This window comes from Soehngenia saccharolytica DSM 12858 (assembly GCF_059568515.1).
Genome location: NZ_JCANTN010000004.1, coordinates 46,809 through 62,653, shown reverse-complemented (window position 1 = coordinate 62,653; position 15,845 = coordinate 46,809). Strand labels below are relative to the sequence as shown.

16 protein-coding genes and 1 pseudogene are annotated in these 15,845 nt (G+C 35.4%); 3 read left to right on the top strand and 14 right to left on the bottom strand.

Annotation, left to right across the window (positions count from 1 at the left end):
• Nucleotide 1: 1 nt before the first annotated feature.
• Nucleotides 2-1,948: a V-type ATP synthase subunit I gene (locus tag BO51_RS02055; protein ID WP_496483485.1), complete on the bottom strand. Its 1,947-nt coding sequence runs from the start codon at nt 1,946-1,948 to the stop codon at nt 2-4.
• Nucleotides 1,935-2,261 (bottom strand): hypothetical protein, encoded by a 327-nt coding sequence (locus BO51_RS02050; protein WP_496483484.1) that lies wholly within the window; start codon nt 2,259-2,261, stop codon nt 1,935-1,937. The genes BO51_RS02055 and BO51_RS02050 overlap by 14 nt, the downstream gene beginning before the upstream one ends.
• A gap of 193 nt (nt 2,262-2,454) precedes the next feature.
• Here BO51_RS02050 and BO51_RS02045 point away from each other — a divergent pair, with 193 nt between their 5' ends.
• The 3 genes from BO51_RS02045 to BO51_RS02035 all read left to right on the top strand — a co-directional run bounded on the left by BO51_RS02045 (nt 2,455) and on the right by BO51_RS02035 (nt 4,392).
• Nucleotides 2,455-2,835: a hypothetical protein gene (locus BO51_RS02045; protein ID WP_496483483.1), complete on the top strand. Its 381-nt coding sequence runs from the start codon at nt 2,455-2,457 to the stop codon at nt 2,833-2,835.
• 190 nt (nt 2,836-3,025) lie between these two features.
• Entirely contained in the window at nt 3,026-3,766 is a 741-nt protein-coding gene (locus BO51_RS02040) for a GNAT family N-acetyltransferase (protein ID WP_496483481.1), read from the top strand.
• A gap of 113 nt (nt 3,767-3,879) precedes the next feature.
• The gene (locus tag BO51_RS02035; protein WP_496483556.1) at nt 3,880-4,392 is read left to right on the top strand and encodes a general stress protein; all 513 of its coding nucleotides are present in this window, start codon (nt 3,880-3,882) and stop codon (nt 4,390-4,392) included.
• A 3-nt stretch (nt 4,393-4,395) separates the two neighbouring features.
• Here BO51_RS02035 and hydF read toward each other — a convergent pair whose 3' ends face one another.
• The 12 genes and pseudogenes from hydF to BO51_RS01975 form a co-directional block, all read right to left on the bottom strand.
• On the bottom strand, nt 4,396-5,595 hold the full coding sequence (gene hydF / locus BO51_RS02030) for a [FeFe] hydrogenase H-cluster maturation GTPase HydF (protein WP_496483479.1): 1,200 nt from the start codon (nt 5,593-5,595) through the stop codon (nt 4,396-4,398).
• Between the two features lie 11 nt (nt 5,596-5,606).
• Nucleotides 5,607-7,022, bottom strand: a complete 1,416-nt coding sequence (gene hydG / locus BO51_RS02025; RefSeq protein WP_496483477.1) for a [FeFe] hydrogenase H-cluster radical SAM maturase HydG — start codon at nt 7,020-7,022, stop codon at nt 5,607-5,609.
• Nucleotides 7,023-7,032: 10 nt separating this feature from the next.
• Nucleotides 7,033-8,067 carry a [FeFe] hydrogenase H-cluster radical SAM maturase HydE gene (gene hydE, locus BO51_RS02020; RefSeq protein WP_496483475.1) on the bottom strand — a complete coding sequence of 345 codons (1,035 nt, stop codon included), beginning with the start codon at nt 8,065-8,067 and terminating at the stop codon, nt 7,033-7,035.
• Nucleotides 8,068-8,069: 2 nt separating this feature from the next.
• The gene (locus BO51_RS02015; RefSeq protein WP_496483473.1) at nt 8,070-8,321 is read right to left on the bottom strand and encodes a TM1266 family iron-only hydrogenase system putative regulator; all 252 of its coding nucleotides are present in this window, start codon (nt 8,319-8,321) and stop codon (nt 8,070-8,072) included.
• A gap of 195 nt (nt 8,322-8,516) precedes the next feature.
• Nucleotides 8,517-8,891, bottom strand: a complete 375-nt coding sequence (locus BO51_RS02010; RefSeq protein ID WP_496483554.1) for an MOSC domain-containing protein — start codon at nt 8,889-8,891, stop codon at nt 8,517-8,519.
• A 75-nt stretch (nt 8,892-8,966) separates the two neighbouring features.
• Nucleotides 8,967-9,416, bottom strand: a pseudogene (gene moaC / locus BO51_RS02005) (cyclic pyranopterin monophosphate synthase MoaC); the annotation flags it as partial.
• A gap of 1 nt (nt 9,417) precedes the next feature.
• Nucleotides 9,418-10,377: a GTP 3',8-cyclase MoaA gene (gene moaA / locus BO51_RS02000; RefSeq protein WP_496483471.1), complete on the bottom strand. Its 960-nt coding sequence runs from the start codon at nt 10,375-10,377 to the stop codon at nt 9,418-9,420.
• Nucleotides 10,378-10,387: 10 nt separating this feature from the next.
• Complete coding sequence (locus tag BO51_RS01995) at nt 10,388-12,274, bottom strand: molybdopterin biosynthesis protein (RefSeq protein WP_496483469.1); 1,887 nt, start codon at nt 12,272-12,274, stop codon at nt 10,388-10,390.
• Between the two features lie 11 nt (nt 12,275-12,285).
• Complete coding sequence (locus BO51_RS01990) at nt 12,286-13,512, bottom strand: molybdopterin molybdotransferase MoeA (protein WP_496483467.1); 1,227 nt, start codon at nt 13,510-13,512, stop codon at nt 12,286-12,288.
• Nucleotides 13,512-14,141 carry an ATP-binding cassette domain-containing protein gene (locus tag BO51_RS01985; protein ID WP_496483465.1) on the bottom strand — a complete coding sequence of 210 codons (630 nt, stop codon included), beginning with the start codon at nt 14,139-14,141 and terminating at the stop codon, nt 13,512-13,514. Before BO51_RS01985 ends, BO51_RS01990 begins: the two co-directional genes overlap by 1 nt.
• On the bottom strand, nt 14,142-14,831 hold the full coding sequence (locus BO51_RS01980) for an ABC transporter permease (RefSeq protein ID WP_496483463.1): 690 nt from the start codon (nt 14,829-14,831) through the stop codon (nt 14,142-14,144).
• 24 nt (nt 14,832-14,855) lie between these two features.
• Nucleotides 14,856-15,659 (bottom strand): ABC transporter substrate-binding protein, encoded by an 804-nt coding sequence (locus tag BO51_RS01975; RefSeq protein WP_496483461.1) that lies wholly within the window; start codon nt 15,657-15,659, stop codon nt 14,856-14,858.
• Nucleotides 15,660-15,845 lie beyond the last annotated feature (186 nt).

The following is a 15,845-nucleotide window of genomic DNA, read 5'->3' as shown; positions in this document are numbered from 1 at the left end:
CTTATTTTAAGTTGATATATTTTGGTTTGGCTTTGAAGATATTAAATTTTTGCCCTCCACCTTCGTAAAATTTGCCAAAGAATTCAACGAAAGTTAATCTAATAGAATGGACATAAGCTCCCAATAAACTCAATCCTAAGTTGAACACTTGCCCACCTATGAATATGAGTATTGCAAATACAAAACCTATTACACCCATTCCTGAAACCATATTAGCAATCATATTTATAGCGCCAGCAATAAACCCACCTGCTAGTCCCAATGCCATAAGTCTTGAGTATGAAACAAAGTCGCCTACATACCCAGTTATTCCATATAAAGAGTATACTCCTCCTGCAATTTTTCCACCTATGCTTTTTGAGCTTCTTCCTCCAGTCAATATAATGCCTGCCATGCCTCCTACCATCAGCACTAATCCAATGGTGCTTACTATGCTTGGCATAGCAACCATCGAACCAACTAAGAATAAAATAGCTCCGCTTATTGCTGCATACCATAGTCCTACATCAAAGACTGCATCTAAAACTTTGCCATCTCTAATAAGCATGTATGCCTTGATCCCAAGTGCATAGAATACATGTATTACTCCAAATGCAATCGACAAGACTAGAAGTGTGTTGTAGTCAGTTGCCGGATCAACAAGGCCTGGAATTTTAACAGCATCGCCAAACATCGAGCCATAAATGAATCCCCAAATGATTACTGAGAAACTTAGGTAGTAGAAGAATTTTATAGATTTTCTCTGATCGGGCGATAGATTAAACTTTTTCAAGACAAAAAATGTTCCCAAAAGCATTATCAGACCATATCCAACATCAGCTGCCATCATTCCAAAGAAAATGGTATAAAATGGCGCTAAGAAAGGAGTTGGATCGATTTCGTTGTATTTTGGCAAAGCATACATTCCCGTCAAAGACTCAAAAGTCTCTGCGTAATTTGAATTCTTTAGCAATATTGGAACTTTAGGATTTTCTTTTTCTGCATCCTTCACTTCTAAATAGCACACATTGCCTAAAGCCTCTCTTATACTTTTATCGAATTCTTCTTTCTTATCTGTGGGAATATATCCTTTTATATACACTACTTTTTCGGTTTTGATGAAGTTTTCTGTTGCAGAAAGTCTGAGTTTGATATTGTTCAGATAATCAAATGCTAATTTTAAATCCTCTAAATAATGCACTCTCTCTTTTAATTCATCATCAAGTTTTTCAATTTCCTTTTGATATTCTTGTATCTTTTGTTCTCTTGATTTTATCTCTTCTAATGGTGTGAGTTTCGCTTCAAGTTTCACTCTCGAGAAACTGACATTCTTTATGGCGTCAACCACTTCTTCTGTATCTGATTTGTGTGTTATTAATAGTAGATATAGATTAGTCTTATCCTCGTTTAAGATCTCATAGTACACATTCTCTAATTCACTTATTACCTCTATGAACTTGTCTTTCAATTTCTTTGGTACAGTGCCAATGAGGATATCTGAGAAATGAGTTTCATTAATAGAGTCTACATTTACACCAAGGTTTTTCCATGGCTCCAACTCAATTATCTCGGATTTTAAATGTTCAATGCTCTGTCGCAATCCATCTTTTCTCTTGGTGATTTCTAGTACTTCATCTGCATAATCCATATAGTTAGAATCTGCTACCATTTGCTCGAGTTCTTGGAAAGTATAAGTCTTGTTGCCTTCCATCATAGCTTTTAATCCAGATTCTTTTTCCTCATATTTAGAGAGAACATTGATAGCAGATGAAACTTTAGATAGCTTTGTTTCTACTTCTGTTAGCTTTTGTGAATCCCTTATCGGTTCTACGCTTAATGCTTCATCTTCTAACTCTTCATTGAGATTGTTAAAATGAACATATCCAAAATTTTGAAGAGTTCTGAGCAAATCTTCTCTTTTTACATCAAAAGCAAATAAGCTGAACTCACTCATTTTAACTATTGCCATAGCTGTTCACAATCCTCTCGATAATAATATTGCTTGCTTCTTTCAATTTCTCTTCACTGATGCTTTTAATCTCTTCAGCGTTCTTAAGTCCTTCTTCTAAAATAGGTTTTGCTAAATATTCGCCATTTTCTCTTGCTTCTTCAATTATTTTTTTCCCTTTAAGTTCGGCTTCTTCAATAATTTTCCTATGCTCTTCTTCTCCTTTTATTTGAGCTTCGGCTACAGTCTTTTTTGCGTAGGCTTTAGCATCTTCTATTAATCTCATTGCTTCATTTTCTGCATCTTTAATAATTTCAATAGTTTCCTTTGCCACTCTATCACCTCCATTTTAAAATTCAAAAACTATCCCATTTTATTTATCAATTTTATAACAATCAACGAGATAAATCAATCTAATAATCAATTAATTCTAATTATTAAAAAAATATCTATTAATCATATATATGAGGATTGATACCCAAAAATTCAGGGTATAAAATGCAAAAATTAATAAAGGGGGTATTGTAATGTATGAAGCATTGGGTTCGTTAAGCGCATTTCTATTTTTATTTTTGATCTGTCCTTTTGTATTGAATTCCATCAATAAACGCTTTTACGATTATCAAAATCAAAATCTCATGAAGTGGTCTAAGAGAATTCGAAAATACCATAAACAAGCAGGAGTTTTAATCGCAATTATAGCAATTATACATGGAAGTTTAATTTTAGGAGAATTTAAGCTTCACACTGGATTTGTACTATATACAGGAATATTAATTACTGCTATTTTAGGATTTTCATATTATAAAACTAAAAAGAAGGCTCTTTATGTGTGGCATAAAAGAATGATGTTTGTAGATTTGGTTTTATTGATAATTCACCTAACTGTTCCTAATTTATTTGGATAAAAATTAATTTTAAATAACGAATTTATAACTTTAACCTGGATATTTGATCTAGGTTATTTTTTTATAAAAATTAATAAAAACTTGATTAATTATAAAAAATTGGGTATAATAAACTTGCAACTTGTTTATGAGTTGTAAGTTGTTGATAATAATCATTTATATAGATATTTTTAACCGAGGAGGTAATAATATGATGTTAGGAAAGGGAGTACTAATTAAAAACAAACATAAAGAGAATATGCAAATAGAAGAGTATAAGATGAAGTTGATAGGAAAAGATAGATTGAGAGAAGTAGTCGAACTTCAACATTATGTATATGAAAACCTCCCAAACAAAGATGTGTTGTATATGGATTCATATGAAGACATGCTAGGAGATTTAGAAAACGGCGCAAAGATAATTGGTGTATTGAATAGTCAAGATAGGTTGGTGGCTTATAGATATATTTCGTTCCCTAGAAAAGAAAAGAGAAATTTAGGTTACGACATTAAACTTCCTGAAAAAGACTTGGAGAAAGTTGTTCATCTTGAAACAACAGTTGTCGACCCTCTGTACAGAGGAAATGGATTGCAACTTGTAACTTTGGAAAAAGCAAAAGAAATAGCAAAACAAGAAGGCTATAGACATTTTATGTGTACAGTCTCTCCATATAACTTCTACAGTCTTTACAATGTCATGAGAGGCGGGCTAAAGATTAAAGCCTTAAAGAAAAAGTACGGAACAAAACCTGATGATTCAGATGGATTGTGGAGATTTATTCTTCACAACGACTTGGACAAGAAGTTCTATACTCCTGCAGATTTAGTGTTGTCAAAGTGGGCAAATTTAGAAATGCAAAAATCTCTAATTGATCAAGGTTATATCGGCTATGAAATAATCAAAGATACAAAAGAACTAAGCTATGTCAAAGTTGACGAAGCTTATGCTTAATTAATGTGATCTTTTTTCCTCCTGCTAAAAAAGTCGGATAAATATCCGACTTTTTTAGTTTGTTTTTTTTGGTAAGTATAGTTTAAGGAGAGTGATAATATGTTAGATAAAAAATCGAAATTTTTGATGACGAGATAAATCTTTTAAAGAGAATAACAGAACTTGAACTCCTTGGCTATGAAGAACAAGACATGTATGTAATAGCGAATAAAGATGAAGATATATCAATGATAAAAGGAAGTACCGACGTATTGATAAAAGAAGATGATGAATCAATATGGGATAGATTTAAGAGCTTTTTAAGCGGTGAAGATTCTGTAATTGATGCTTTGAACCGATTAGAATTTTCGGAAGAAGAAAAAGAAAAATACTACGATGAAGTTAGGAATGGAAAATTGGTCCTATTGGTAGACCCAAACTACAAAAGCAAATACGAACTTAAAGAAGATGGTTTTTACTATCCAATAGAAGATGAAAATATTTTAAGCGAAAATGAAGATTACGATGCAGATGATCTTCCGGACGATCTGAGGGAAGATGTAGGACTAAATCCAACTAAAGATAATGTAGATATGGGAAAAGAAGTCTCTGAAAATATATTGAGAGAAAGACAAAGAGGAGTGTAGGTTTTAAACCTCACTCCCCTTAAATATTTCTATGCTTCTATCTAATATTCCATTAAGATACGCAATTGTCATTCCATAGTTTGTCATTGGGACATTTACTTCTTTTGCTAGTCTTATGCGCGATAGTATTTCTCTCTTGTTTACCATGCATCCACCACAGTGAATTATCAAATCATAGTCGCTTAAACTATCTTCAAAGTCAAACCCACTTTTAAAATCGAATTGAACGTCAAAACCCAACTTTTGCCTTATTAAATTTGGGATTTTCTTTCTGCCAATATCTTCATGATTTGTATTGTGTGTGCAGTTTTCAGCAATCAATACTTTAGAGTCTTTTTTTAATTTGTCTATGGCGCGAACGCCTTTAGCAAATTCTAAAAGTTCGCCCTTTTGTCTTGCAAATAGGATTGAAAAGCTCGTGAGCGGTATTCCTTTTGGCACTATTCTATCCACTTCTTTAAATGCTTGCGAATCTGTTATAACCAAATCCACTTTGTTGATGTCATTCAATGCGCTTTCTAGTTCGGTGTTCCTGACTACAAAACTCTTTATGCCGTGATCAAGCAAATCCCTCAATGTCTGAACTTGTGGCAAGATAAGCCTTCCCTTTGGAGCTAGTTTGTCAATCGGAATAACTAGAATGACATTGCTATCTGGCTTTAGTATATCGCTTACAAGCGGTTTTTCTTCGTCTACTGATTTTACTAATGATATGATCGCTTCTTTTAAGCTCTCTATATCCTCTTCCTTTTTTGTAGATATAAATATGGCATCTGGATATTCTGCTTTTAATTCGCTAAGTTTAACTTCATCTAATAGATCTGTCTTGTTTATTACTTTTAAGAGTGGAATCTCATAGTATCTTGCCTCATTTTCAAGCCTTTCTAAGCTCAAAGTGTCTATGTCTGACGCATCCATTACGAAGAGTGCAATGTCTGTCCTTCTCAATATCTCCAAGCTCTTTTTTATCCTTAAACTGCCTAATTCCCCTTCATCGTCAATGCCGGCTGTATCTATAAACAGCACCGGTCCTGCAGGAATAAGTTCCATAGCTTTTTTTACTGGATCTGTGGTTGTCCCCTTTATATCGCTGACAATAGAGACCTCTTGATTTGCTATTGAATTTAATATTGATGACTTTCCTGCGTTTCGATTTCCAAAAATTGAAATAGTAACCCTATTTGAGTTTGGCGTCTTTTCCATCGTTTTCCCTCTTATATAAACACATCTCTTTGCCCTTGTTCTATGAGCTTTATTTTATCTTCTATCAATTTTCTTCTGTTAAGGCTCTCTTGTCCAATTCTTTCTAGCTCTTTTTCAATCATCTTCTCGCCCATCTCTTTAGTTTCGGGACTTGCGTAGTCAACTAGATACTCTTTAAAAGTCAATATTCCGTTTGCTGCACAGAAATGTTGAATGTCCCCAGGTTTTGCAATGCACATGAAATCTTCGCCAGTTCTTCCCGACCTATAACAAGCTGTGCAGAATGAACTTAGGAAATTCATCTCTGACATCTCTCTTACCACATCATCCAGCTCACGAGTATCTCCTAGTTGAAATTGCTCTTTTGTTGGAACTAAAGTGTCTACAGTATATCCGCCAATTCCAATCCTTGAGCCAGCATCGATTTGAGAAATGCCATAAGGGATTATCTCTTTTCTGACTTCTTTAGTTTCTCTAGCAGTTAAGATCATTCCTGTATATGGAACTGATAGTCTTAAAATGGCGACTATCTTCTTGAAATCCTCATCAGATACTTTATATTGAGTTTGGTTGTAGTACTCATTGTTTAAAGCTGGCTCTATTCTAGGAAATGAAATCGTGTGAGGGCCAACTCCAAATTTTTCTTCCAAGTGAATTGCATGAAACAACAGTCCCATGACTTCAAATTTCCAATCATATAAACCGAAAAGTGCTCCTATGCCGACATCGTCAATACCAGCCTCCATAGCTCTGTCAAGCCCATATAACCTATATGAATAGTCACCTTTCATATCTCCTTGTGGATGAAGATAGCTATATGTTTCATGGTGGTAAGTCTCTTGGAATATTTGGAATGTGCCTATCCCTGCTTCTTTGAGCTTCTTATAGTCTTCCACTTCCATAGGTGCTGCGTTTATGTTTACTCTTCTTATCTCTCCATTGCCATTTTTAGTGTCATAGACAGTTCTCATTGTTTCAGCGATAAAATCAGCATCGTAGTCTGGGTGCTCTCCATACACTAAAATCAATCTCTTGTGCCCTTTGCTCTCAAGAATTTCCACTTGCTCTCTTAGTTCTTCTAAAGTAAGCGTCTTTCTTTCTATCGCTGTGTTGTCTCTTTGAAATCCACAGTATCTGCAGTTGTTTATGCATTTATTCCCGATGTAAAGCGGTGCGAAGAAAACTATCCTATCTCCATATATCTCTTCTTTTAGTATATTGGCTGCTTTATATATTTCGTCTAGAAGCTCTTTATCGTCTACATTTAAGAGTTTTGCTGTTTCTATTGGCTCTAGTCTCTGTTTTGACAATGATTTCTGAATGATGTCCAATATTTCTTCTTTTGTTGAATTCTTCCCTTCCTCCAATAATGAAAATATTTTTTCGTCATCAATAAAATCTTTAACTTCTCTTTCTAATCTTTCCATGATATTCCTCCTAAATTGACCAATCTATGTGGTCTCCTCTACCAATGTAAGCCTCATATCCAAGGTTTTCTAATCTCTCAGCGACTTTGTCTAGATCGTATACGCTTTTTGTCTCCCTATTTTTATATAGCTCATACTTCTGTTTTACTTCCTGAGGTGATAAATTCAGCATTAGCACGTTTCCGCCTGAATGAATTCCCCTTTCCAATCCATTTTTATCTAAAGTATTGACTGCAGTTGTCACAGGAAGCATTGCTTTTGGCAGAAGAAGTCTTGTAATTGCCAAATAAAAGAAAGTATCCTCTACAGAGCCATTTGAAAAATTCTTAAGTGGCGTGTCGTTATGTATTATCAATGGCCCTATGCCAACCATATGAGGCTGTAATTCTTTTAAAAATCTCAAATTCTCTACCATTATCTGTGAACTGGTTTTGGGAAGCCCGACTAAAAATCCCGCTCCCACTTGATAGCCTAATGATTTTAAATCGTGTAAACATCTCACTCTTTCTTCAAAGCTCATCCCAGGATGAAGCTTTTCATACTGTTTCTCATTTGCTGTTTCATGCCTTAATAAAAATCTATCTGCTCCAGCTTTTTTAAATGCTTCGTACTCTTCAAACTTCCGTTCCCCAATCGATAGAGTTATCGCAATTCCTTCAAACTTCTCTTTCAATGTAAAGATGATGTCTGATAGTATGTCTTTCGTGTAATACTCATCTTCCCCGCTTTGCATTACAAATGACCTGTAGCCAAAGTCGTATGCTTTGCCTATTGAATCAACTATTTGATTTTTATCAAGACGAAATCTATCCACATTTTCGTTGTCTTTTCTCAATCCACAATACATGCAGTTCTTTCTACAGTAGTTTGAAAACTCGAGCAATGCCCTTATGTAAATTTTGTTTCCATAAATTTTTTGGTTCAATTCCTTTGCTTTCTCTTTAATATCTGTTATTGTGGCTTCATCAACATTTTCAATCAAAAAAGTGAGTTCATTTAAATCTAAATTATTAGTTTCATAAAGTTTTTTTAAGATTTCTCTCAATGTTACACGTCCTTTTTAGATATAGATGTCTTTACAGAACAATTTTTTATATTTCCAAGTTTTCCAGTGAAACTATTTATTTCGTCAATATCTCCAACTGCTACCAATGTAATGACAGACACATCGTATTCGTTAAATGGTATCCCCATTCTGCCTTTGATTATGTCCTTGTAATTTGCGACAATTTTATTGAATTCATATTGGGTATTTATGCTGTCTTCTAATAATGCGCTTATTACTGCTATTTTTTTCACATTTTCACCCCCGAACACAAAAAAACTTCCCATAAGGGAAGTTAAAGTCATGACAAAACCCTAAATCCCTTAAAGCTTAAAGACAACTCTCAAAGCTTAGGTATTAGCTAAATTTTATTCCATTTAATCAAGGTATCCCTCGAAAAAACGGAAAAATATTCTTTGTCAATATATTAACAAAATCGTATTATATTGTCAACATATTTCGATGTCATCTCCGGCCTTAATCACTCCGCCTTTTATGACTTTTGCGAATATGCCTTCTTTTGGCATCACACAATCTCCGACTTTTTGCTTTATGGCGCAACCCTCGTGACATTGTTTGCCAATCTGGGTGACTTCAAGCTCGCATTCGCCTACCTTTAATTTCGTTCCGATTGGAAGCTCATACAATAGTATGCCTGATGTTGTTATGTTTTCTGCAAAATCACCCAATTGTAATTCAAGAAGTCCTGCTCTTTTCATTTTGTCAATGCTTTCAACTCCAAGCAAACTCACTTGCCTATGCCATTTTCCAGCATGCGCGTCATCTTTGAGCCCGTAATCTTCTATGAATTCTCCTTGTGGTATAGGGGTTTTGACAACTCCCTTTTTGTCAGAAATGTTTACAGAGACTACTTTGCCGGTTAGTTTCCTTAAAAAAACTCCTGATGATCCTCCTGCTTTCTTGATTAACTTAATATCTTCTATGATCATTTCTCTATCGACTGCTTTTGACATGTCGTATATAGTGAGCAGCGCAGTTGTCACTGCATGCAGCGCTTCCATTTCCACTCCTGTTTTAGAAGTCGTCTTTACTTTTGAATAGACTTCAATATAATCTTCTCCAAAGTTGAAAGTCATGTCTACAGATGACAAAAATATATTGTGGCACATCGGTATGAGCTCGCTCGTCTTTTTAGCCGCCATTATCCCAGCTACTTGTGCTACAGACAAGACATCTCCTTTTTTCATTTTCCCTTCTTTTATCATGTCAATCGTGTTTTTTTTGGCCTTTATCTTTCCATAAGCCAGCGCAACTCTCTCGGTTTCTTCTTTTTCTCCTACATCTACCATCTTTGGCAGCCCCTCATTATTAAAATGTGTAAATTCCATATTATCCCCCGATTTCATTCATGTTTCTCTTTATAGCGATGTCTTTTTCCAGCTCGTGCTCTTTTTCTTTAGATAATATTGCCAATTTAATTGCTTCTTCTAAATCTGCTCCATTCTTTAAGTAACTACTTAAATCTATTTCGCGATCGGAATGAAGACACATCTTCAGCTTGCCAGTAGAAGTAAGCCGTACCCTATTGCAGTCTTTGCAGAACTTGCAGCTTATCGGATTTATTAGGGCAACTTTGCCTATGGAATCAGGTAGCTTGTAGTATTGTGCAGGCGAGTGAATATCTTCGCTTTCGATTTTTTCTAGTGATCCCACTTTAGAAAGCACTGTCGAGTTCGGCAAAAATTTAGATTTAGCAAAATTTTTAGCTTCGCCAATAGGCATAAGCTCAATGAATCGCACATCTATTGGATAATGCAGTGTTAAATTTACAAAGTCTTCAATTTCATCATCATTGAATCCGCCAATTAGAACTGTGTTTATTTTTACGGGATTTAAGTCATATTCAATGGCTTTTTTTATAGCTCTTTTTACCTTGTCTATATCTCCGCCTCTTGTGATTTCCCTGTATTTGTCAGCATCTAGAGTGTCAAGGCTTATGTTGACTCTATCAAGCCCTGCTTTTTTAAGTGGCTCTATAAAGTCCTCGAGCAATATGCCATTTGTAGTCATGGTGATTTCTTTTATGCCATCTAATTTTTTTACTTTCTCTATTAAATCTACTACCCCTAATCTCACTAATGGCTCTCCACCAGTAAACCTTATCTTAGTAATTCCGAGATTTACAAAACTTTTAATCACTTCATACATTTCCTCTAAAGTTAGTATGGCTTCATGAGGGAGTTTGTTGTGTATGCCATTCTCAGGCATACAGTATACACATCTTAAATTGCATCTATCTGTGAGAGAAACTCTTAAGTAGTTGATCTCTCTTCCAAAGCTATCTTTCATAAAATCACCGTCATTCTATTATTATAATCTCTCCTATGTTATCAAAACCGTATCCGCCGAGAGCTTCAACTCTATCTTTAAATTCTTCGCTTCTTAGTATTTCTATGAACTCTTTAATCTTGTTTAGCTCCAAGTTCTTGGCGTAAGTTAAAAAGTCATATTCTTCTGGTTTTAATGGATAGAAATCCAAATCTAATGCTTTGCTTGCAGAATATACTCCCAATCCTACATTTGCGCTTCTGTTTTTAACAGCTGCTGCAACAGCCATATGAGTGGAAAATTCTCTTTGGTAACCTTTTATTTTCTCTGGGTTCACATTGTTTTTAGCCAATTCATAATCCAATAGCACTCTAGTTCCGGAACCTCTCTGCCTGTTGGCAAATACCACATCATCTCTTATTAAGTCTTTTACTGATTGTATGTTTAATGGATTTCCTTTCTCGACTATGAAGCCCTGTGTCCTTTTTAAGCCTTTAATGAGTGCCATCTTCTCACCATTGAAGTATTTTTTTACATAGCTGATATTGTACTCTCCTGTTTCAACATCTAGAAGGTGAATCGGCGCCAAATGACATTCTTTTCGCTTGAGCGACAGTATCCCTCCCATGCTTCCTACATGAGTAGATTTAAGTTTCATCATGTCCGATATTATATCCATGCAAATATCATGGCTTCCGATAGAAACCAGACTTTCCTTTATTTGATAAAGCGGCTTTAGAAGTTTCACATCTACTTCATCCGAAGCATCATATCCTTCGACATTCCTTGGTATAACGCATAGTCCATCAGCTTTTACTAAGCTCATGATAACTCCGGCTCCGGATTGCAATGGGGTTGCAATGAGTTTATCGTCCACAAACCCTAAAGTCACTCTAATGATTTCTTCATTTTTAAGAGATGAAACCACCCTTTTAGTAAGAGTTGCTTTGACTATTTCGTCTTTGACATCTTCAAGCCCTAGAAATTTTAATATGACAGGTTTCACAAAAACATCAAACACCAAATAGCTCGACACAGGATATCCTGGAATTCCAACTACAGGTTTTCCTTTTACTATTCCTAAAATGGTCGGTTTCCCCGGTTTCATGGCAACTCCATGCACTACAACTTCTCCAATTTCTTCGATTACATCTACTGTATAGTCCATAGTTCCTGCCGATGAGCCTGCATTTACAAGTACTAAGTCATTCTCTTCAACTGCTTTTGAAACCATTTCCTTTATAGATTCGTAATCATCTTTCACAATCGGCATTTTATTCGGTATTCCACCGAGTTCTAAAATTACATTCTCAAATACATATGAATTTGAATCAATTATTTTTCCTTCCACTACTTCATTGACATTTTCAACTATTTCACTGCCAGTTGGAACTAAAGCTACCTTTGGCTTTTCATAAACATATATCTCATCAATTCCGCCTGAAATCAGAGCTCCAATATCTACTGGCCTTATTTTGTGTTTCGAAGGCAAAATCATCTCCGTTGCAACGATATCTTCCCCAATTTGCCTTATGTGCTGATAAGGATAAGCTGGAGACAAAATCTCGATAGTCTCTTCATCGATAATTATGCAATCCTCTATCATTATCACCGCATCAAAGGGATCTTTGACTGGATTTCCAGTGTTTATATAAATGAAATCACTGTTTAGTTTCAATGTCTTAGGTTCACTCTCTGTTGCTCCCGTGGTGTGATCAGATATGACCGCAATCCCGTCCATAGCGGCAGAATTGTAGCTAGGCGATGAGAGCTTTGCGTACACAGCTTTTGAAGTTACTCTGTTTAAAGAGTCCCTTACCTTTATCGATTCTTCTTTGGGATTGATTTCCAATTTTTTAAAGTACTCATCAATTGCTACATTTACATCAATATTGTCGATATAAGCTTTTCTACTCATTGCATCTCCTCCTACAATAGATATACTTCTCTTAAATCTCCTTTATTTACGCCTTCTTCATGAATTTTTATTACAATGTATCCGTCAGCTTTTGAAAGATTTGTTATCATTCCTGATTTTCCAAATTTAGGTGTCGCATAGTATATTCCATTTTCTTTCTTTATGTTCACAAAGACATATGTGTCTTTACCTGGAGCAGACGGAAAATTTGCAGTCATCTTTGCAAATATGGTGGGTTTTATAGTTTTTAAGCTGTAAAGTTGTTCTATAAATGGCTCTACAACTGCCATAAACACAGTGATTGCAGATACCGGGTGCCCTGGTAGTCCAACTACAAGCTTGCCTCTAGCATTAGCTATTAGCGTAGGCTTGCCAGGCTTTATTGAAATTCCATGGGCAAGTATCCCTTTCCCTCCAAGAGAATTTATTGCTTCTTTGGTAAAATCTCTCTCTCCTACTGAACTCCCCCCAGAAAGTAAGACTATGTCGCTCTTTTCTATGCCTTTTTCAATTGCCTCTTTCAATTGATTGAAGTCATCTTTTACTATGACATCTTCTACAACTTCCAAGCCGCTTTTTTGTGCTTGAGCTCTCAAACTATATGAGTTGATATCCCTTATTTTCCCATACTCCAATTTTTCTTCAATTCCTATTATTTCATCTCCTGTTGATATGATGGATACTTTAGGTTTTTTAAATACTTTTACTCTTGATATTCCAAGGCTTGCCAAAGCACCAATATGAGCAGGATTTAATTTTCTGCCTTTCTCTATAACTATCTCATTTTCTCTAATGTCTTCTCCGCGTTTTATGACATTCTCTTGAACTCTCACAGGTTTCTGGACTAATAGCGTCTTTTCGTCCATCTTCTCTGTGTTTTCAATCATTATTACGGCATTTGCTCCTTGGGGTATCATGCCCCCTGTCGGAACATAGGCACATTTCCCTGAGCTAATGACTATATCAGTCATCTCTCCCATCTTTACTTCGCCAATTACATCTAAAATAGTTGGAATGGTGTCTGATGCTCCATAGCTGTCCTCAGCCACAATTGCGTATCCATCAACTGTTGACCTGTCAAACTCTGGAACAAATTGAGTAGAAACTACATCTTCGTAAATTACCCTATCATACGCATATTCTAAATCGACAATTTCAGATTCCAATTTATAGTCTTTAAACTCCTCTTTTATAATATTGACAGCTTCTTCAACCAATATGCATTTAAAAAAGTCCACTAACAAATCCTCCCTCGTTCTAGAAACACTACCTCATCGCAAAGTCTATCTGATTGAGTAGCATCGTGTGTGACAATAATGATTGTTGCATTTGTGTTTCTATGAAATATATGTAAACAATTTTCAATGGTAATCAAAGCCTTTTGATCGATGCTGGATGTCGGTTCATCTAGCAGCAACAACTTAGGTCTTATGGCCAAGGCTCTTGCTAAGGCAACCTTTTGAGCCTCGCCGCCTGAAATTTGATTGCCCATTTTATCTAATAAATCTTCTATCTCAAGTAATTTAGCTAGTTCTAAAGTTCTCCTCCTGATTTCTTCTTTGTCTATCTTTCTTATAACGAGTGGATATGCGATATTGTCCTTTACTTTTCGCTTGAATAAGAACGGCTTTTGAAAAACTTGAGTGATTTCTTTTTGTTTTCTTTCGTCTAAGGGCTCTCCATCATATAATACATTCCCTTGAAAATCTAAATCTAAACCAGAAACAATGTTTAACAACGTAGTTTTGCCAGCTCCATTTGACCCCATTATCCCTGTGATTATACCCTTTTTAAATGTATAATCACCAATATCCAAAGCCAAATAGTCTTTGTAAAATTTCTTTAAATTTCTTAGCTTAACTTCCATTTAGTCCTCCGTATTGAATGAGTAGATTAAACTATGTATGCCAAAAGATATAATGAGTAGTATTATTCCTAAAGCTATTGCCATTGGATAATCTCCTCTTGAATTCATCATCGATATCGTGGTAGTCATTACTCTAGTTTGCCCTTTTATATTTCCCCCGACAATCATGACAGCACCAACTTCAGATATTGCCCTTGAGAATGCAGTCGCAATATTTGCTATTATGTCTGAATTTAGTTCTCTAATTATAAGAATGGTGGAGTGAAAATCCCCTCCACCTAATGTCTTGACAACTTTTTTGTATTCTATTCCTCTGTGCATCGCTAGATTATATGTAAGCCCAAATATCAATGGCACCACTAGAAGTGACTGTGCCAATATCATGGCTTTTGGAGTGTACATTATGCCAAAAAAACCCAAAGGACCATTTCTCGTGAATAAAAGAGCAACTACTAACCCCACTATTACTGATGGAATGCTCATAAAGTTGTAAACTAATCTAGAAAAGCCTCTCTTGTATTTAAATTCTTTTATTCCAAAATAACAGCCTAAAGGTGCAAATATGAACGAGGCAATCAATGTCGCAGTTGTTGAAACAAAGAGCGAAAGCCCAATTATCTCATAAATCTCTTTGTCGAAACCAATCAATAGTTCTATTGCCTTTATAAAACCATCCCAAATATAATTCATATTACACCTCTTAGCATTTATTTGCTATTTATAATTAGGAATAAACAATGGTTGACCGTATTCTTCTACGCCATATTCTCCGATTAGCTTTTGAATGTCATCTCTAGTTATCCACTCCATAAATTTAACTGCTCCATCATAGTTAATTGTCTCAAACTTCTCAGGATTGACTGGTAACACGCCATATTGGTTGAATAAGTTCTCGTCACCTTCGACGATAATGTCTAAATCCAACGTGTCTTTTAAACTCAAATAAGTCCCTCTATCCGCAATAGTGTAGGCTCTCTTTTCATCAGCTACTTTAAGTGTATCTCCCATACCACTGCCAGTTTCAATGTACCATTCTCCAGTTGGTTCTACCCCAACTAGCTTCCAAAGAGCTAATTCTTTTTTATGTGTGCCTGAGTCATCGTCTCTAGATACAAAAGTCAACTTGTCATCACTTATTTCCTTTAAAGCTGTTAAAATATCTTTTCCTTTTTGCAATTTGCCATCAGCTGGACCTACTAAGATGAAGTCATTGTACATTACATCTCTTCTTTCAGTCGCAAAACCTTCTTCCACGAGTTGTAATTCATCTGGTTTTGCATGGACTAATAGCACATCTGCTTCTCCATCTCTAGCCATTTGAATTGCCTTACCAGAGCCAACCGCAATTGTTTTGACCTCGATATTTGTCTCCTCTGTAAACAATGGAAGTAAATAATCTAATAATCCTGTGTCCTGTGTGCTAGTTGTTGTAGCTAAGATAATGCTACCAGCAGGAGTCGTCGTCTCATTTTCAGTATTGTTCTCGCTGTATTTTCTTCTGCCGGTGTTGAAGTACAAGCACTTAAAACAAGAATCAATGACAATAAAATCAAGAAAAAAGTTTTTCTACTTTTCATACTATTCTCTCCATTCTTATATTTATAGTATCACTCTAAATTAGCTAATGTCAAGCTTTGAGATTGATAGAAAGATAACCATCCTTTAAGATATTAATACTATATCTTAAAAGGATGGTTATTATTC